The 18,824-nt window shown below is 42.0% G+C and carries 20 protein-coding genes; 11 read left to right on the top strand and 9 right to left on the bottom strand.

Annotated elements, in window-relative coordinates:
- Nucleotides 1-40 precede the first annotated feature (40 nt).
- From MKY95_RS05300 to MKY95_RS05290, 3 genes are read left to right on the top strand one after another with little or no spacing between them, the layout of a single operon-like run.
- Nucleotides 41-1,162 carry an endospore germination permease gene (locus MKY95_RS05300; protein WP_339197420.1) on the top strand — a complete coding sequence of 374 codons (1,122 nt, stop codon included), beginning with the start codon at nt 41-43 and terminating at the stop codon, nt 1,160-1,162.
- Nucleotides 1,134-2,636: a spore germination protein gene (locus tag MKY95_RS05295; RefSeq protein ID WP_091034427.1), complete on the top strand. Its 1,503-nt coding sequence runs from the start codon at nt 1,134-1,136 to the stop codon at nt 2,634-2,636. The genes MKY95_RS05300 and MKY95_RS05295 overlap by 29 nt, the downstream gene beginning before the upstream one ends.
- Nucleotides 2,633-3,796 carry a Ger(x)C family spore germination protein gene (locus MKY95_RS05290; RefSeq protein WP_339197414.1) on the top strand — a complete coding sequence of 388 codons (1,164 nt, stop codon included), beginning with the start codon at nt 2,633-2,635 and terminating at the stop codon, nt 3,794-3,796. The genes MKY95_RS05295 and MKY95_RS05290 overlap by 4 nt, the downstream gene beginning before the upstream one ends.
- Nucleotides 3,797-3,931: 135 nt before the next feature.
- Here the strand turns inward: MKY95_RS05290 and MKY95_RS05285 are convergent, their stop codons facing one another.
- From MKY95_RS05285 to MKY95_RS05275, 3 genes are all read right to left on the bottom strand, one after another.
- Nucleotides 3,932-4,507: a hypothetical protein gene (locus MKY95_RS05285; RefSeq protein WP_339197411.1), complete on the bottom strand. Its 576-nt coding sequence runs from the start codon at nt 4,505-4,507 to the stop codon at nt 3,932-3,934.
- 42 nt (nt 4,508-4,549) lie between these two features.
- The gene (locus tag MKY95_RS05280) at nt 4,550-4,855 is read right to left on the bottom strand and encodes a hypothetical protein (protein WP_339197408.1); all 306 of its coding nucleotides are present in this window, start codon (nt 4,853-4,855) and stop codon (nt 4,550-4,552) included.
- 121 nt (nt 4,856-4,976) lie between these two features.
- Complete coding sequence (locus MKY95_RS05275) at nt 4,977-5,339, bottom strand: hypothetical protein (RefSeq protein WP_047841793.1); 363 nt, start codon at nt 5,337-5,339, stop codon at nt 4,977-4,979.
- A 190-nt stretch (nt 5,340-5,529) separates the two neighbouring features.
- Between MKY95_RS05275 and MKY95_RS05270 the strand changes: the two genes are divergently transcribed.
- A complete protein-coding gene (locus MKY95_RS05270; RefSeq protein ID WP_339197403.1) occupies nt 5,530-6,066 on the top strand; it encodes a hypothetical protein in 537 nt (178 codons plus the stop codon).
- Nucleotides 6,067-6,169: 103 nt separating this feature from the next.
- On the opposite strand, the gene MKY95_RS05265 is transcribed toward MKY95_RS05270, so the two are convergent.
- The gene (locus MKY95_RS05265) at nt 6,170-6,451 is read right to left on the bottom strand and encodes a hypothetical protein (RefSeq protein ID WP_339197401.1); all 282 of its coding nucleotides are present in this window, start codon (nt 6,449-6,451) and stop codon (nt 6,170-6,172) included.
- Nucleotides 6,452-6,680: 229 nt separating this feature from the next.
- A complete protein-coding gene (locus MKY95_RS05260) occupies nt 6,681-7,979 on the bottom strand; it encodes a galactokinase family protein (protein ID WP_339197399.1) in 1,299 nt (432 codons plus the stop codon).
- Between the two features lie 275 nt (nt 7,980-8,254).
- Between MKY95_RS05260 and MKY95_RS05255 the strand changes: the two genes are divergently transcribed.
- Genes MKY95_RS05255 through MKY95_RS05245 form a run of 3 tightly spaced genes read left to right on the top strand, consistent with a single transcriptional unit; the run spans nt 8,255 to nt 11,260 of the window.
- Nucleotides 8,255-9,511 carry an MFS transporter gene (locus MKY95_RS05255; RefSeq protein ID WP_339197397.1) on the top strand — a complete coding sequence of 419 codons (1,257 nt, stop codon included), beginning with the start codon at nt 8,255-8,257 and terminating at the stop codon, nt 9,509-9,511.
- 59 nt (nt 9,512-9,570) lie between these two features.
- A complete protein-coding gene (locus MKY95_RS05250) occupies nt 9,571-10,497 on the top strand; it encodes a DUF2268 domain-containing protein (RefSeq protein ID WP_339197394.1) in 927 nt (308 codons plus the stop codon).
- Entirely contained in the window at nt 10,472-11,260 is a 789-nt protein-coding gene (locus tag MKY95_RS05245; protein WP_339197391.1) for a MerR family transcriptional regulator, read from the top strand. The genes MKY95_RS05250 and MKY95_RS05245 overlap by 26 nt, the downstream gene beginning before the upstream one ends.
- Nucleotides 11,261-11,385: 125 nt before the next feature.
- Here the strand turns inward: MKY95_RS05245 and MKY95_RS05240 are convergent, their stop codons facing one another.
- From MKY95_RS05240 to MKY95_RS05225, 4 genes are all read right to left on the bottom strand, one after another.
- Entirely contained in the window at nt 11,386-11,985 is a 600-nt protein-coding gene (locus tag MKY95_RS05240) for a hypothetical protein (RefSeq protein ID WP_339197389.1), read from the bottom strand.
- Nucleotides 11,986-12,448: 463 nt separating this feature from the next.
- Nucleotides 12,449-12,598, bottom strand: a complete 150-nt coding sequence (locus tag MKY95_RS05235; RefSeq protein ID WP_339197386.1) for a hypothetical protein — start codon at nt 12,596-12,598, stop codon at nt 12,449-12,451.
- A gap of 61 nt (nt 12,599-12,659) precedes the next feature.
- Nucleotides 12,660-12,878 carry a hypothetical protein gene (locus MKY95_RS05230; protein WP_339197383.1) on the bottom strand — a complete coding sequence of 73 codons (219 nt, stop codon included), beginning with the start codon at nt 12,876-12,878 and terminating at the stop codon, nt 12,660-12,662.
- A 133-nt stretch (nt 12,879-13,011) separates the two neighbouring features.
- Nucleotides 13,012-13,479: a hypothetical protein gene (locus MKY95_RS05225; RefSeq protein ID WP_339197381.1), complete on the bottom strand. Its 468-nt coding sequence runs from the start codon at nt 13,477-13,479 to the stop codon at nt 13,012-13,014.
- A 193-nt stretch (nt 13,480-13,672) separates the two neighbouring features.
- Here MKY95_RS05225 and MKY95_RS05220 point away from each other — a divergent pair, with 193 nt between their 5' ends.
- From MKY95_RS05220 to dndD, 4 genes are all read left to right on the top strand, one after another.
- Nucleotides 13,673-14,020, top strand: coding sequence for a helix-turn-helix transcriptional regulator (locus MKY95_RS05220; protein ID WP_339197378.1), 348 nt, complete (start codon nt 13,673-13,675; stop codon nt 14,018-14,020).
- Between the two features lie 194 nt (nt 14,021-14,214).
- A complete protein-coding gene (dndB, locus tag MKY95_RS05215) occupies nt 14,215-15,309 on the top strand; it encodes a DNA sulfur modification protein DndB (protein ID WP_339197376.1) in 1,095 nt (364 codons plus the stop codon).
- Entirely contained in the window at nt 15,302-16,804 is a 1,503-nt protein-coding gene (gene dndC / locus MKY95_RS05210) for a DNA phosphorothioation system sulfurtransferase DndC (protein WP_339197374.1), read from the top strand. Before dndB ends, dndC begins: the two co-directional genes overlap by 8 nt.
- Before the next feature lie 17 nt (nt 16,805-16,821).
- The gene (dndD, locus tag MKY95_RS05205) at nt 16,822-18,822 is read left to right on the top strand and encodes a DNA sulfur modification protein DndD (RefSeq protein ID WP_339197371.1); all 2,001 of its coding nucleotides are present in this window, start codon (nt 16,822-16,824) and stop codon (nt 18,820-18,822) included.
- Nucleotides 18,823-18,824 lie beyond the last annotated feature (2 nt).

Raw genomic sequence — 18,824 nt, 5'->3', positions numbered from 1 at the left:
AACCTAACGGAAACTTCCTTCATTGGAAAGGAGGATTCGCATGAGTCGTGAAAAAGGTCAAATTACCATCTGGTTATCCTTTTCCATCATTTTATTAAGTGCCGGACTAGTCTGCCATGTCTTGTCCATTCCAGCAATTCTCGAAGCTGGCGGCAGAGACGGATGGTTGTCTGTCGTGGCGGCTGCCCCTTTTTTCATGTTGTTTCTATGTATGATGTATATCATCATTCGGCGAGTACGTGGACAGCGATTAACAGATTGGATTACGCGAGAATTCGGGGCGGTCCCTTCCTGGATCTTCCGGATCTCCGCTTCTATTCTGCTATTCACGCTTGGCACGCATACGTTGTATGAGACAACCAACTGGACCGTATCCACGTATCTTCAATTCACACCTCCCTATGTTCTGGCAGGTGGCGGAGCACTGGTTGCTGCGTGGGCAGCGGCTAAAGGCATACGCTCCATCGCGATGACTTCCAGTCTGCTGCTGCCCTTTGTCATTTTGCTAGGTTATTTTGTAATGTCCGCCAATATGAAATATAAAGACTACAGTCTATTGTTCCCGATTATGGAGAACGGTATGGGTCCCGTGTGGCGGGGCATGATCTACTCTCTTGCCGGACTTATGGAAATCTGGATTCTTATGTTGTTCCAACATGAAGTCAAAGGCAAAATTCGTTGGTGGTATGTTCTAATCCTCGGCGTGTTTATGCTCAGTATGGCGATCGGACCAACCATCGGGGCCATCGTGGAATTCGGTCCTGAAGAAGCAGCCAAACAACGAAACAGTCCCTATGAACAATGGAAACTTGTGAATATCGGCAAGCTGCTGCAACACGTTGATTTTCTGTCCATCTATCAGTGGCTCAGTGGTTCCTTTGCAAGGGTCGCCATATCCATGTATCTCATCGTGGATCTGCTAAATTTCCGCAGACCGAAGAAACGATATATCGCGATTCTCACCATTACCGTCATCATGAGCTTCATGGCGATGCAATGGTGGCGCATTGATTACGTCGACTATTACGTGGATCATATTCAGTTCCCGGTCATGCTGGCCTATGTCTCAATCGTTACCGTGATATTAACCATTGCTGCATTAATCCATAAAAAGGACAAGGAGGCTCCCGATCATGCCGATCTCAACCCAGCCCAAGAATAATCCTGACGTTGAACCGTTCCGAATGAACGAGCATAACCTGAATACCTTTTTTGCCGGATCTGATGATGTCATCATCAATAGTCATATGATCGGAGAACCTCCGATGCAACTTCTTATGACCTATTGCAGCGGTATGGTAGATAGTGAAGCGATCTACGATATTATTCTCCCGGAACTCAAACGAACATATGAAAATACACACTTTATCCGTACATCCGACATTGAAAAGTGCATCAGCCTGGATTGGACCCGAATGGATCTGCAAGATCCGGCATTTGGAACTGAACTGATGTCTCTCCGTGTTTTTGAAGGCCATATGTTGATCTGTATTCCTTCCCTGCAAACCATGTGGAGTATTGATATATCTAACATCCCTACTCGAACACCGGAGGAATCGACCACCGAAGTTTCGATCCGCGGGGCAAGAGATGGATTCATTGAACCACTCGCCGTAAATGTTGCCTTGATACGCACCCGTCTGCGTACGAACCAACTGGCCTGTAATATCGAACTGATCGGTACACGTTCTGCAACCAAGGTGGCATTGATGTATATCAAGAATATCGCCAATCCGGAGCTGATCGAAGACGTCCAGGATCGGTTGCGTAAGATTGAGACGGAACGCATCTTGACCGCCAATGAACTGGAAGAATTGCTGTCGCCTTCGAAGATTACTTTGTTTCCCGTCACCCATTATACGGGCAGGCCTGACTTTGCTGCAGAATGTCTCCTGAATGGACGTTTTATCCTCATTGTAGACGGTAATCCCAGCGCCATTATTGGGCCAGTCAATCTGTTTCTTTTGCTCAAATCACCGGAGGATGCAAGCTTTCCCTTCTTGCCTGTGAACGTAGGACGGATGCTGCGCTTTCTTGGCCTGATGATCACCGTATTCCTGCCTGGCTTTTATATTGCGCTGACATCCTTTCATATGGATCAGATCCCCTTTCCTCTAGTCGCGACGATATCGGTTGGACGCATGGGACTTCCAATGGAATCGGGAGTGGAGATGTTTCTCATTATGCTGCTAATGGAGCTGTTCCGAGAGGCGGGGGTACGTTTACCAAGTGCCATCGGCCAGACATTAACGGTCGTTGGCGGTTTGATCATCGGGGATTCCGCCATTCGAGCCGGCATGGTCTCTCCCCTCATGATTGTCATCATTGCAGTTACCGTCGTAGCTGGTGCAACCATTGTGAATCAGGTCATGACCAGTTCTGTGCTGATCCTGCGGTTCCTTTGTTTTGTCCTGGGGGCATCCCTCGGCATCTATGGGTTCATCCTGTCGTTGATTCTGTTCCTCATCTACCTGACCGATCTCAAATCATTTGGCATTCCGTATCTCACGCCGTTAACACCGCTTCATTTCAAACAAGCGATAGCTTCATTATTCAAACTGCCTAAGGGGTTAGGTAAACGAAGACCCGTCTATCTTGAGACTCAAGAACCGCGTAAGAAAGGAAACGGACGATGAAACACTTGTTACAGCGATGTTTGCTGGGTCTGTTAAGCCTATCGATGTGCGTGATGACAAGTGGATGCTGGAGTGCCTTTGAGATTCAACAGGTGGACTACGCCAAAGCCTTTGGCATTGATTATAAGGACGGCATGTATCACCTGTATGTACAAACACTAGATTTTGCGAGTGTCGCGAAGAGTGAGAGTTCAACCAAAAGTGCAGATACACCGCCTGTATGGGTCGGACATGCCGAAGGGAAAACCATGAGTCTGGCGCTGAACGAACTGTTCCGTACAGCTCAATTACACATGGCTTGGGGGCATGTGACAGCCATCGTTATGGCCGAAGGTGTGCTGACTAGCAAACACATCAAAGAAGTGTTCGACATGCTGGGACGATTTCCAGAATCCCGTTATACAACCTGGGTGTATGGAACACGAGAGCCTCTGGAGAAAATCCTGAGTGCAACGTCCATCTATAATATGTCGCCACTGGACAGCATTCTTCACAATCCGCTCCCCACATACATGGAAGAATCGTTGTACCCGCCTGTGCTCAGCTTTAAACTCATTGCAACACATAATGATCCCGCTACCACGACGTATCTGCCGAGTCTTGCATTGAATGATACCCAGTGGGCTGAGAATGAGAAGAAACATGATTTGTTTCTGGTGGAAGGGGCCTTTTTCGAGAAGACTGGCTATGACTTTGAATACTTTCCACGCAGTCAGCTTCCCGGTTATCACTGGCTAATTAAAGACATGCGGCGGGCCCCTCTACTTGTCCAGAAGGATGGAACGATCTACGGGGCGCTCAGTGTAGGATTACCAAAGATCAAAATTAAACCTGTCATTCAGGGTGAAGACGTTACGTTCAACATTGATGCCCACTACCTCACTGCCCTGTACGAATACCTGGTGCCCACCTCGTATGAAGAGATGATCCAGATTAGTGAAGTGAAGTTGCGGGAGCAGATCATGCAGACCTATCGTCACGGCCTTGAGCGTGGTGTGGATATTTACGGTCTTCAGGAGAAGCTGTATCGCAAAAATCCAAAGCTCTGGCGTAAGTTATCCAACAACGGGAGCAAGATGATGCTTACGGAAGACTCGATTAAGGATCTGAAAATCCACCTCACGATCCCGTATACTGGGAAATATAAACGGAAAGTGTAGCAAGAATGTGAAACACCCCTTGTCCGGTTTAGAGCCGGATAAGGGGTGTTTGTGTAGATGGAGGTAGTTCGTTTGCAATTCGAATCATGCGGAACTATGACTGTGAATTTTCCATTCCATAAGCCAGCCTGCTTCCTAATCCTCACTATCGAGAGATGAGTAGATGACGTGCCCTTCGTCGTTCAATCCTTTTATGTCCCATATCATCTCGTGAATCGGCTGCTGGATTACCGCATACCACAACCTGCCGTTGGATTGATTGGAAGACGATTTCACGATTTCCGCTTCCAACCGTGAAGATGCCAGATTTGGTTTGTAGCGAATATGCACCTGGGTAATGTCAGCATCGTGGAGATACCCGTATACAATATAGATCATTTTGCCTTTAGACTCCTCGTATCCTGATATATGAGAAGAAAGCGGCTCGACCGGATTATCCTGCAGACCACCGCCTATTCTGGCCAGTTCGGAGAACCACATCTTTTGCTGGATCAAAGCAGGAGTCAGGTTATTCGTAGTGAGATCCTGATATAAAACCAATTGTGTTCGCGGTTCAAAAGTTGTAACTAGCTTTACCTGTTCTGGGGAAATACCTTTTTCGCTTAAGATTGTGTCGATGTCCTGCGGACCACAAGAGCGTATCAAAAACAGAGCGACCAATACAAAGAACAACACGTACGCTACGCGTTTACGGTTGCTTGTCTTGGGCATAGATTAACCTCTCCTTAAAATTGAATCTCTATAAACAATTAATTATCGTAGAAATGGTATGGCAGATAGTGCTGCCCCGAAGTAATTTACCAGCATCCATGCAGCGATCCATAACAATGGCAACTGCATGATCCAGTAAGGAAAGATGTATCTTTTCTCATGGTAAGAAACCCATCCCGAAACCAAGGCCGCAATAACACAGAGTGGGTATGACATCAGTATATTGCCCTCCAAACGACTTGCCACCTGATACTCAGAAGGAGTGGGTGCAGCGAGCGACATTCCCATGGAAAATGCGATCAACGGCCAGATCAGTAATGTCAGACCATATATTAAGGTGAAAATCATGATATATAAAAAACTTCTTTCTTTACTTCTTGTTATATCTTTGCTCAACAATTGAACTCTCTCCCATGCGTTCATTTTATTTTAAAAAAACGGCCAACGGCCGCCTATTCTCTACTAACTTTCACTTCTTATAATAATGCATCACCCGCAACCGAGTAGTCAGGATTAAGGTCTGAGGAATGAGCACAAAGACAATATACATAAGTACAATTAACCATAGATGTGCCGCAAAATGTTCTGCACCGAACGATGGTTTCGGACGTTCAATCCAATACCACCAACACGGGATGGCAATAATCCATGTCAATCCTGTCGAGAGGAACAAGTCTTTCACATCGCTCCACAGAAAGCAGAACACCGCGACGAACAAAATAGGACCTGTCCAAGAATCCAATATCGGTCCCCAGCTCTGGAAGACAAAGATAATGGCAGGATATAGAAGATTGATGGTCCAGCGCCATATGTTATTAGTATACAGATTCATTATTTTCCACCTCGCTACGTACCGTTGCAATTTCACGTGAAAATACAGGCTACAAAAATTTGCGAAGATATGTACTCTCGATTTTAAAAGGTTATTCAACTACATACTGGGAATGAAATGAAAAGAAGAAGCATGATTTTGGATATTATTGCTCATACTACCTTCAGGAAATTATCGAAGGAGTGACAGCATGAGGTTAAAAAGTATCATCGCCGTTGGAGCCGTGTTAACCTGCTCATCTCTGTTATGGGGCTGTGGCAATGGCACTGCGAATAATGCATCACAGCAAAAGAATAACACCGTTCGATCGGAGAGTTGGAGCGATCCCAAACGACTGGAAGCTTCCCATCTTGAGGCGCTTGAACGTATGGAGAAAGACCATATTCACCGAATGGTCTCGCTTAGCGCAAGTACAGATGGAGACAAAGTGATGACCACACTTGAACGGTCGAGTCAAAAGTTGGAGGAAATGAGACCGCTCGCCGAAATGCTCCAGCATGAGGGACATCCGGCATTATTACAGCGAATCCAGGACATGTCCGGTGATATCCAAGGTTCCAAATCCGTCATTGCTGAGATGAAAAGTTTGCCTCAGGACGGCAAAATTAAGATTCAGTCCGAGAATTCTGATTCCTTGCATCACATCAGCAGCTTCCGTGATTACCACCAGTACATTCAGGGACAAGTGCAATCCTTAGACGGTAAATCTACGCAAATGTCCCACTAACCCTAAAGATAGCTCAGAGAATCGTTACAGTCGGAATACGATAATCCGATGGTTAACGGTTCTTTTTATTAACTTCATATTGTTATCCCTCTTCTCTACAGCTTCATTCCACCCACAACGATACCCAGATGAACATGCTAAACAGCAAGACTGGTGCAAGTGCGCCTGTGGCTAAGATGATCCAAAGTGTCGCGGGTTTGATCCTTTGGCAGTATGCATCGACTTTGCGCATCCGATCTTTACGCCATTTGGCGAACCTGAGCTGTCTGACCATCCGACTCAGAACTATTTGCCGCTGCTCGCCCTCGTCGAATTCATCGATCGCACGCCGCAACTCCTCGTATAATTGAGCCTCATCCTGACCAGCCACTGTAGGTGTAATCATCTGACCCTTCCTCCCATATGAACAATATTGAGATATAGCCTCTCACCTATTCAGACCATCATCAGTACGCCTGTATTCTAGGTAAATACCCACCTAACTAAACCACTATATAAATAACACATTACGGACCTTCAAAGTTTGAATTTTTTTAAAAAAATGGACAATCTAAAAAGCCCGGGCATAGCCCGGACTTCGTTGAATCATGCTAGAACTATTGATCTGACTGCGTTTAGCCCGCGTTAGCGATCAATGCATTCAGACACACTGCACCCTGTGCACGCACATTAACGACGATAATCGGCGTTTCCAGCATGTCGTGCATCCATGACATATACTCTTCTACTTTTTCGTTCGGAAGGATCGTCAGAATAACCCCTGCGAATCCACCACCATGAATACGACAAGCGCCATCACCCAGGTTTTGCAGATAATTCTCGGTCAGTGCCAGCGCGATGCCAATCTCCTGTTCCTTCACAGCACCACTCTGATATACATTCTGCAACCACTTCCATGACGAGTTACCGGACGCCGTGATCAGTTTCAAGAAATCAGCAAAACGTCCATCACGCAATGCCTGAACTTGACCATCGACACGATTGTTTTCTTCCAGGAAATGAAGCGCACGCAACACGGCACGATCGCCAGCAGCTTCACGAACCTTCTTGAGGTTGGCGTAGATTGCGTCAGCTGTAATTTCCCGAACATACTCACTGCCGAGCGCCTGAGCAACCGCTCTCATCTCATATGGCACAGCAGCGTAATCTTCCGTCAGATCGGCGTGGTTACCGCCCGTATTCACAATGACCAATGAGTAGCCGTTTTGTTGGAAATCCCACTGAACAGGCTCGATAACAGGCTGTGCAGGATTTTCAAAATCAATAGCAATGAGTCCGCCGTACGCACAAGCCATCTGATCCAGCAGACCCGAAGGTTTGTTCCAATAGTGATTCTCCGCATACTGACCGATTTTGGCCAAGGTCACAACATCCAGTGCTCCATCGTTATAGAAATGATTCAAAATCGTACAGATCAGCATCTCAAATGACGCCGAGGAACTCACCCCAGATGCTGAGAACACGTTACTGGAGAGGTACGCCTGGAAGCCGCCTACCTTATATCCGAATTCTCCAAATCCTGCAGCCATACCGCGAATCAATGCTGTTGTGCCATCGTCTTCCGTATTTGGTTTAAGATTCGTGAGATCGATTACATATTTCTTGTCATAGCCTTCTGAGTAAAACGTAATAACGGAATCCGCAGTTGGTGCAGCCACTGCAATCGTATCCAGCGTGATGCTGCCCGCCAGCACTTTACCATGGTTATGATCCGTGTGGTTGCCGCCAATCTCGCTGCGTCCTGATGCGCTGAACAACTTGCTTCCTTCTTGCGCGCCAAAGTACTCTTCGAACGTTGCGTTCAGCTTTGTGTAACGTGCAGTCTGTACCTCTACTTGTGATTGTCCATACATTTGGGCAAGCAACGCTTGGCCCTCCGTGGATTGGATCAGATTCAATGGTTGTGTCGTCATTCATAATCCTCCTATGGATATGCAGCTTTTATTTTTGACTGTTGGTGAACATGGTTGTCGCGTCTGTTTCATACCTTCTTCCTCTCCCATTATCTCAGCTTCGTAGCGGAAAAGGTAGGGTAGAATTGAAAGTTTGTAAGCGTTTTGTGAAGTTATTAGTTGTAAAAATAGGATTGAAAACCATTTTAGAATAACTTAAATTTGGTTTAAGTGAAAACACATTATTTTCCAACCTCAATGTTACTATGCTATACATCTTATTGGCGGAGGGAACGATGAAAATCAAGTCGAATTATACCAAGTTATTTGGTGCATTTTCTCTTACATTTTTGGGTGATGGACTTACGCTTGCTGCGGTTCCTTGGCTCATATCAACACTAACGAGCGATACGCTCTATGCCTCTGTCACCATGACGGCACTTCGTTTACCCTGGCTGCTATTCAGTCTGCCCGTGGGTGTTCTCATCGACCGATACTCACGCAAACATATGCTGATTGGGGCAGGCTTTACGCGAATGATCCTTCTGCTTGTCCTGACGGTATGTATCTGGGGAGGATGGGTGAGCATTCCGATTCTGGCACTGTTCATGTTTGGGATTGGCCTGAGCCGAGTTGTATTCGACAGTACAGTGCAGACGGTCATCCCTCAACTAGTAGATGAAAGTAAATTGGAAAAAGCCAATGGGCAGTTCACCGCCGGACAGTTAATCACAAGTGATATTCTGGGCGTTGCTCTGGGAGGGTTTATCATAACCCTGCATATTGTTTTTCCTTTTGCCATAGACGCTGTAACGGCTGTTATTGCTCTGCTCTTTTTGATCAGTTTGAAAGGAAACTTCTACCCCAGAGATACGGAAACAACCAAGAAGGAAGTTCGCCCGATGAAGAATTGGAAACGTGAGATGTGGTCCGGTATTCAATATGTCTATCATGATCGTTTTCTCCGCGGACTAGCCATTCTATCCGTCACCGTTACGCTGATGTATTCGATCATTCTGGCTACTCAGATTTTCTTTGTACGAGATGTGCTTCAGTTGGATGCTTTTGCATTTGGTATCCTCATCTCCATTGCAACAATCGGCAGCATTGTAGGGAGCCAGGCTGTTGCTTATATGCGTAAGAAATGGAGTACAAAACAATTGATTATCTCCTCCATTTTGTGCATGGGAATCATCTACGGTGTGGTGGGTCTAACTACAAATGCATATATGGTAGGCGGACTGTACTTCTGTGCTGCATTTTTCATTATTGTCTACAATGTTACCCGTTCCTCCATCCTGCAACGTTCCGTTCCTAATGAGATGCTTGGCCGGGTCGGAAGTGTGTTTCGCTTTTTGTCCTTTGGCATCAGTGCCATTGGTACGCTTCTCGGCGGATTATTGGTGCGGGTTAGTGAAACGACTTTTGATCGCGTATTCTCGCTGCAACTCCCTTATCTCTTGTTAAGCCTGATCTATATCCTGTCTGCTCTGATATTCGCAATGAAGATGCAGAATCATTCAGAGAGCCAGCAGCATAACATCAACGCTTGACTGTAACGTTAGGTCATACTTGATAATGATCTCAAGCTTACATGAAGGAGAAATTAAGGATGAAAATTACCGCGTTACGTTCAGATCAAATCTATGAGGAGATCATCCAGGCTGCACCCGATGAGAAATTGGAGTTATACCGCGAGCGAATGATGAGTCCATTCATGAACAAATGGAACATTCAACAGATACCGTTTCGCTCTCAAGAGCCTCACGGCTTCGATGTGATCATGATGAATAACTTTATGAATATTGCTCCCGCAGATATCACACCTGAGATTAACGAATCTTTAGCAGCGATTTCGTCTGAAGCATTTTGGCAACAGTGTCATAAAGCTGTTCGTACGAGTCTATCGACCTTTACAGATCACGAGATTGAGCTATCGGTCTCCGAATACCTATATACGATTTTATTAGGCGACAAGAACAGTCCTTCACTCACCATGAACGAAGGCATCAGCGGAGATGGTGGAATCCCGGGTTATATTATTGCGAACCTGATCCCCAATAGGTATACTCTACCTCGTATGCAATCCGTGTTAGCCCATGAATGCAATCATAACGTAAGGTATCAATATATCCAGTGGAATCCACAGATTACGCTTGGGGAAATGGTTGTTAGTGAGGGGTTGGCCGAGAGCTTTGCGACATCCCTGTATGGAGAAGAGTTGCTAGGCCCCTGGGTAGCTAAAACGGATATGGAGACTTTGAATAAAGTAATCAAACCGAAGATGAAAGACCAGCTGCATGTCACCGGTTTTGACCAAATTAATCCGTATCTATACGGCGATGAACTTGCCATCATGCAAAACTTCACGCCCGTAGGTATGCCCTATGCGGCTGGCTATGCCTGCGGTTATCACTTAATCCAATATTATCTGAACAAAACAGGTACACCGATTACCGAAGCAACCATCACTCCGGCAAGTGTCATCCTTGCTGAAACAAAGGACTTTTGGAATGAAGACACCCTATTTCACCGTTAAAGATATTATTCAGATTACTGGCATCACCAAACGCGCATTACATTATTACGATAAAACGGATCTATTGAAACCGAGCAAAGTCGAGGACAATGGCTATCGGTATTACGATCAAGAGGCACTGGGGAATCTGCAGATGATTCTTCTGTTCAAAGAAATGAATTTCTCATTGAAAGATATTGCAGCCATGATGCAACTTTCCAAAGAAGAACAAAAAGATATCCTAAGAGAGCACCGCAGCACACTCGTTCAACGCAAACAAAAGCTCGAAACCATCATCGACCAATTGGACGAGTATGTAGATGGGAAGGATATCTCTCATCTTGATCTGTTTGACGACTCTTCCATCCTGTCCATTCAAGAACAATATGAATCTGAGGCAAAGTTTGTCTATGGAGACACCGAGAAATATCAGGAATTTGAAGCTAATGTGAGCGAACTGTCAGCGGAAGAGCAAGAAAAAGCCTACCAGCAGTTCTCGGTCAACATGGAGCAGGTATTTCGGGAATTGGCGAAGCATCAGGATCGGTCCCCTGCTTCTCGTGAGGTCCAAGCGTTAGTGCGTGAATGGAAGAGTTGCTTGGAACAGTTCATGGTCTGTGATGCTGAGATTCTGAGATGTATCGCAGAAGCCTATACGACCGATCGCCGCTATGCGGGTTATTTCGATCAGTTTGGTGATGAGGAATTTTTGAGATTTTTGTATCAAGCGATTATGGTCTATGTGGAGGGTGGGGTCATATCAGCTGTGAAAGATGTTAGGTGACCTCCGAAAGAACGCACTGAAAAAATACGGCACAATGGTAATATCAATTAAACGCCTAATAAACCCATGGCTAGAGCACCTTAGCCATGGGTTTGATGATGGATATTTTAATTTCTAGAAATGTTTTATCTGAACTCACCAGCTAGATCAACTCCGTCAAATGTAGCCTTTGGATAATAATAAACAAACATAGGTAGGCCTGTGAATGAATCAGACTTATTTAAGGTAAGGAAATCCACTTTGCCAGACGATGTCTGGCTTACTGTATTGTTATAGATCTTACCTATTGCTCCAGTTTCAAAATTTACAATACCTACACAATCAATTTTAACTTCTGCTCGGATGTTTCTTTTTATGCCAGCTGTGTCCCATGCGTCCATATAGAAATTCCAGCTATTTTTACCGAATCCGTTATCGTATTCTACATAACCAGTTAAAGCTAATGTTTTATTGTTACCTGTGAAAAATTTCTTTGATACCGAAAAAACTGATACGTCCCCTTTATTTTGAATATATGTTATATTATTGTTTAAAGCTGAGTTTTCTTTTAAATATTGTGTATCTTCGTCAGAAAATGGTTCGTTCATTTCATACTTATCTAGTATATTTTGTATTTTTAAGGCTGTATCTTCCTCACCTGTACTTGCGTGGGCTGAATTAGTAAAAAGAACGGAAATGGATATTGAAACCAAGAATAATGTCAATAACATACTGATCTTCTTCACTTTAAATACCTCCTAAAAATTATTATGAAAGGGGTTTCGACAATGCACATTGTGTGGAATAATATTCTTATTCTCGTTGTTAGCCTTCTTATCTTAGCTGGACTAGTTTCTGGCACAATCTACTTTTTAATAAAAAATAGGTCTAAATAGTTCACCTCCTTATGACGATACCACTTCCATATATTATATATTATTCAATAAATTATAATAAAATCCTCTTTTAAAATTAATAATATCTAATCTTTTTTAAGTTGATATATTTGTTGTTCGATCTCTCTGCAATTATTAGACAGTTCCCCTATTCGAATAATATAAGTGAAACTAAAAAAGTTAATTTCAAGTAAGCAAAAAGCGTACCACTACTCCATTGGTACGCTTTTTGCTTTCTCTTCTTGGTAAATTTTTATTTGCCAAGTAAAATTTGAATTTGACTGACTGTATAAGAACTTCTTCTCGCTACTTATCAATAACTTCCTCGCTCAAAATACGTATGCAGCCGATACAGACATATTTCCCGTGTCCAGCGAATCTGCGAATAATCCGTATCGTCGAATACCCCGTAATATTGAAATGGCGCCCGCCACCCTCGCCGGATCGCTTCGATAAAACGCATCTGGTACGCCACATTCCCATCACAGAGCGCAGATCGGCGTAAGCCATAGTTCGGTGGTTTCTTACTCTTTGTCCTCAGGTAGACCCGTACCAAACTCCGCTTCTTCCATCTCCATCATCCGCTGGATCATCTCCGGGTTCTTCTGGTGATATTTGAGGTACTCTTCCTCATACAGCGCAATCGAATCCGGGTTCACCGGCAAGGTTGTCTCGTGGTAGAAGCTCTGCATGAACTTATACAAAGCCGACTGGAACGTATACGGGTCCGCCTCCGCATTCATCGCCAGATTCCATTTATACCCCGTCTTCAGTGCAGTAAACGAGAAGTTCGACGAACCAACGATCAGCAGTCCTTCCCCGTTGTCGTGATCGTTTAACCCTAAGGTTTATAAAAATAGTTTCAAAAAATTGAATCTACTCTGTTGAATCATTCATCAATCGTGCGGATAACTCGTCTACTATTTCTTCCGTTCGTTTAAGAAGCTTTTCGATGTTGCAAAGTTCTAGTGATTGGTAATCTGGGCAATTCTCCAAGGATGACAAATGTTGCATTGTGCCGATGAACAAAGCTATATCCAATCCAGGTTCAGCGTCTGTATGAACTAGAGACAGAGTTTCGTTCATACTGAGTTCCTTAGGTGGATGCATCGGATGATACTTATGGATATAAAGCGCTTTGATTATAGAGGCTAGAGCCCAGTCACAGAGAATCAAACAAGCTTTGAAGTGATTATGATCACGCATAATTGTAGCAAGTTTGATGTGATATTGGGAATGTCTTTGATATTCAAATACATCTTTTTTCCCGTATGATAATTTATCATTTAGACCATTTACAAATTCATCATTCTGCCGATTCTTGTAGGAGTAAGCGTGATTCAAGGTAATCAACTCCTCAATATATTAGTTTAGAATCCACACTAAATTTGAACACTCTGCATATTTTTTTTAACTTTTGGGCAAGATACAAACAAAATATTACTACATAGTAGTTTTAAATACAAATTACTTATTATCTATCGGTTAATTAACGATGATTCTTTCTCTACACTTCTAATTAAAGAGAGGTGTTCATATGTCCGAACTTTTAGAATTAGTGGGCGCGAGAATAAGAGATCTAAGAAAATCTAGAGATCTGTCTCAAGAAGCATTAGCTGAAAATGCGGGGTTTAATCCAAGTTACATTGGTTTTATTGAACGAGCAGAACGAAATATATCTTTAAAAAATCTTGAAAAGATTGCTGCCGCTTTAGATGTCGGTGTATATGAACTGTTTACATACGTTAAGGAACGTGAAGATCTCGCGCAGGATGATTCCAATATTACTAAGATCATTTCTCTATTAAGAACCCATGAACCTAAGCACATTTTAATGGTGCTTAATATAATTACTGAAATCTTCGATACTTATGATAAAAACTAAAATAACGAGGAGCATGCCGATCGTACACGATCGGAATGTTACCTCGTTATTTTCATTATTCCTTCATCTTTTATTCACGTAATTACGTACTATATTTACTTTATTATGTAATTTAGACATTGAACATTTGTTCGTCTTACGATAAAATCAATATACATTCTACGTTATTACGTACGTAAAACAGGGGGATGCCTATGAACTTTAGTTATAGTTTTCCAGCTATTCGCGGAGTTCAAGCTGGAAGAGATTTTTATACAGTAATGTGCCCATTAAAATTAATACCTAGGATATTCCTTTTTGATGAGGAGGAAATTCCGGCCGACCACCGTGCACAACGTTTAATGAATAAATCAAGAATTCCGGATATTACGAACTATATTCTTGAGAATCCTAAAGATTATATTTTCTCTTCGTTAACTGCATCAGTAAACGGAGAGTTAATTTTCCAGCCACAATCGGAAGAGTTTAAAGATCTTGGTTATTTGAATATTTCTTTAGACGCCCAATTTCTCATTAATGACGGTCAACATAGACGCGCAGCTATTGAAGAAGCTCTCAAAATTTCGCCTGAACTTGGCGATGAAACGATATCCGTAGTATTCTTTCATGACCTTGGACTTCTACGCTCTCAGCAAATGTTTTCGGATTTGAATCGTCATGCAGTGAATACCACATCTTCAATCGGAATTCTATACGATCACCGTGATCAACTATCTTTGATCACTAAAAGTTTAATCAATGAGATTCCTTTATTGGAGCGATATACGGATCGTGAGAAAGTCTCATTGTCCAAAAATTCTCCTAAATTGTTTGCTCTGAATCACATTTTCAATACGATCTGTAAACTGTTAGGCAAGCGTAAAGGTGAGTTAATCTCAGAACCCGAGAAAAAATTTGTGTCTGAGTTCTGGGCTCTTCTTTGTGTTTCTATACTAGAATGGCAAGATGTACTCAATAAGCGAACCTCGCCAAGAGATCTTCGTATTGGTTCGGTTGTAGCGCATGGTGTATTTCTCGAAGCTATTGGTATAGTCGGCCACTATCTTTATCGTTATCATGCAGATCAATGGGAATTGTATGTAAAAGAACTATCCAAAATCGACTGGAGTCGCGATAATAAAGCGGATTGGTTAGGCCGTGCTTATGGACAAACCGGACGTATTAACAAGACAAATGAGACCATTCAATTGACTGCAAATCTCATAAAATTTAAACTAGGGCTTCCCTTAACAGAAGCCGAGCAGAAAATTGAAAATAAATTAAAAGAAGGTACATCTACTGATGTTTAACATATTTAATACTGGAAGCAAGTTCGTTGAAGCCAAAGAACTAGTCAAAGAAGTCTATTTAGCAGATGAGAAGCCTTGGGTCGTAGGTTTCAGTGGGGGAAAAGACTCAACGGCAGTTGTACAGCTAGTCTTTCAAGCCTTATCCGAGCTAGAACCTTCTCTTCTGAAGAAAAAAGTGTACGTCATTTCATCAGATACTCAAGTAGAAACTCCTTTAATTATAGACAAAATCACGCGAACTCTTGGACGCATACAAAATAAAGCACTCGCTGTAGGTTTGCCTATTGAAACACACAAGGTACGTCCAAAAGTTGAGCAAACCTTTTGGGCCTCTATTATTGGAAAAGGTTATCCTACTCCTCGTCAAAAGTTCAGATGGTGTACGGATCGTTTGAAAATCGAGCCTGCTAACCGTTTCATTCTTGATAAAGTAGATCAGTTTGGTGAAGTGGTTATGTTACTAGGAGTTCGAGATTCCGAAAGTTCGACAAGAGCAGGAGTAATGCAATCTCATACTATAGAAGGTTCAAATTTAATGCGTCACTCTACACTTCGAAACGCATTTGTCTTTGCTCCGATCCGCTCATACACTCTTGATGATGTATGGGAATTTTTATTGCAGTATGAGTCACCCTGGGGCGATGATAATAATGAACTGCTTCAACTCTATCAAGATTCAAGTAGTGAATGCCCTCTCGTAGTAGACAAAGAGGTAAAAGAAAGTGCAGGTTCTTGTGGAAACAGTCGTTTTGGGTGTTGGACATGTACAGTTGTTAATGAAGATAAGGCGTTGAGCGGATTTATTAATAACGGTGTGGATTGGTTACGTCCATTATATGATTTTAGAAATTTCCTTGTTCAAATACGTGAAGATCGTACGAAAAGACAAAAACATCGTATGAATGGCGAAGTCTATCTGACAACAAATTTAGGCGGTATAGATCCTGATGATTTGAGTCAACCGAGAATCTACAAATCTGAAATGAAGCATTATATTGAAGAAAATAAAATTAACCTTGCATCTGTGGAGGAATTGGATATTTTGATCGTTGATGATGAGAATCCAGATGCTCTTCCTAAACGTTTTGGCGTCGGTCCTTTCACAATGAAAGCTCGGGAAGAAATTCTTCGCAAATTATTACAAACTCAAGAAGAAATTCGCCAAATGCATGACCCTAACGTTGAATTGATCACATTTGAAGAGCTTAAGGCGATTCGGAAATATTGGCATGACGACCTACAGTGGGAAGATAGACTTCCTCTGATCGTCGAAGAAGAAACAGGTATAGTTTACGATTGGCATCAAAATGATCGTCCTGTATTCAAAGAGGACCAAGTTACCGATCTAGAATCTCTTTGTCAAGAAGAAGGAGTCAACCTTAATCTTCTTAAAGAATTAATATCTGTTGAGAAAGAATACTCCGGTGTAAAAGTAAGAAGAGGACTATTCCAGGCATTTGATAAAACACTCAGACAAGATTTCTTACATTTATAAAGGTGGATTAATAATCAATGCACATTCAAAAACTGGCTCTCCGAAACATAGGTGCTTACCATGGAGAGCTTAATAAATTTGATTTCCGTACAACGGCTAACCGTAACGTAATACTACTTGGTGGGAAAAATGGTGCTGGTAAAACGACAATACTAGAATCTTTAAGAATCGTTTTATTTGGCTCTATGGCATATGGTTTTGTTACTGAGAATGAACCCTATTATCGTAAAATCAGAACATTACTGAATCGTAAAGCAATTAATGAGAATGTGACTGACGCATTTCAGATTACTCTTGATTACAGTTCCACTGAGGATTTCGAATTACATGAATATTCATTAGTAAGAAGCTGGCGAATAAAAAATGATCGTATTCGTGAGAGTTTTGCAGTTAAGCGTGATAATCAATTCTTATCTGCTCAACAAACTTCTGATTTCCAGAGTCGATTACGTGAAGAAATGCCTCCAAAATTATTTGAACTTTGCCTTTTTGATGGTGAGGATATTTCGCGAATTGTTTCTGAAGAAAAAATTCCAGAGTACTTGAAAGAGTCAGGTAAGATTCTATTTAATCTAGATCTATTCGTAAATTTGGAAAAGGATCTGAACACATACCGAATACAATATGCTCAGCAAAATGCCAGTGCAGCAGAAGAAGTTGCCCAGTATGAAAAACTCGAGATGGAGATTAATCAACTCAAGTCAACGATTGAAGAAAAACATCAACTTTCATTTTTATATGAAGAAGAGATAAACAATCTGAATGATGCTATTAAACAAGATAAAAAGGATTTCGAAATTCACGGTGGCTTACTTCAGGAAAAAAGACAAGAAGTCGTTTCTAGAATAAACGTCATTGAGAACAAACGCAAAACGAATTCAGAACATGTACGGCATTTCGTCTCATCTCTTCTTCCCTTCTTTATAGCGAGGAAACAGCTCCAACAAGTTGATTATCAGTTAAATGCTGAAAAACAATATGAGTCATATGAATATGCTGCGAACACGCTTGAACAAGATAAATTAACTTCGCTTCTTACTAGTACTCTTGGAGAGTACAAAGAGATTGAGAGCTTTGAAGTGAAGGCTATTTTTGAAGGTATTCTGGATTTAATTAAACCGAATCAAACGGAATTAATACATCGTGCATCGTTTGAACAACGTAGCGAAATTCATAATTTAAATAAACAACTCGAAGACCTTAATATCACCGATTATGTTAACCGTTTTGATGAAAATGCTATATTGTTAAAAGAATCTCAAGAATTAAGGACTCAATTAGAAACAAATGATCAGGCCAGTGAGTTTAAAGAACTTCTTGAACGAATAGAGCAAAAAACAAAACATGTTGAACAGCAGAAAATGTTAATTGAGCAACTTGGATCTGAAATTCAAAATCTTTCAGAAAGCTTACATGCTAAACTCTCTCAACAAGATAAAGTAGAAGAAAAGATTAGAGAGTACCATAAATCAGAAAAGTCATATGAAATGACAGAGAAATTACTTACAGTTAGTCAACGTTTCAGAGAACGGCAATGGCGTAAAAAACTTGATGACGTTGCTAATGAAACTGTGCGTATGATTGACGTACTCTTCCGTAAGAAAGATTTCATAAAACGAATTCATATAGACCACACTTCTTTCGAATTAAAACTATATAACTTAGTAAATCAAGAAATTTCAAAAGAACGCTTATCTGCTGGCGAAAAAGAAATGCTCATGCTCACTGTAATATTGGCTATGTTTAGAGTATCCGGCTGGAAGCTACCTTTTGTATTCGATACTCTCATGGGAAGATTGGACCAAGACCACAAAAAGTCACTTATTCAACATTTTATTCCGCGTTGTGGAGAACAAGTTCTTATGTTTACAACTGATTCTGAAATAACGTCGGAACAGTTTCCTGTTATTGAAGAAATTACAACACGCTGTTACACCTTAGAATACGATGCGTCTCAAGAAAGTGCAGTAATCGTAAAAGACCGCTACTTTGATATCATTAGAGAGGCGGTACAGTAGTT

This window comes from Paenibacillus sp. FSL P4-0176, assembly GCF_037975265.1.
In the GTDB taxonomy this organism is placed as follows: Bacteria; Bacillota; Bacilli; order Paenibacillales; family Paenibacillaceae; genus Paenibacillus; species Paenibacillus amylolyticus.
Note: the sequence above shows the minus strand (reverse complement) of the source record. Positions and strands in the feature narration are given on the sequence as shown.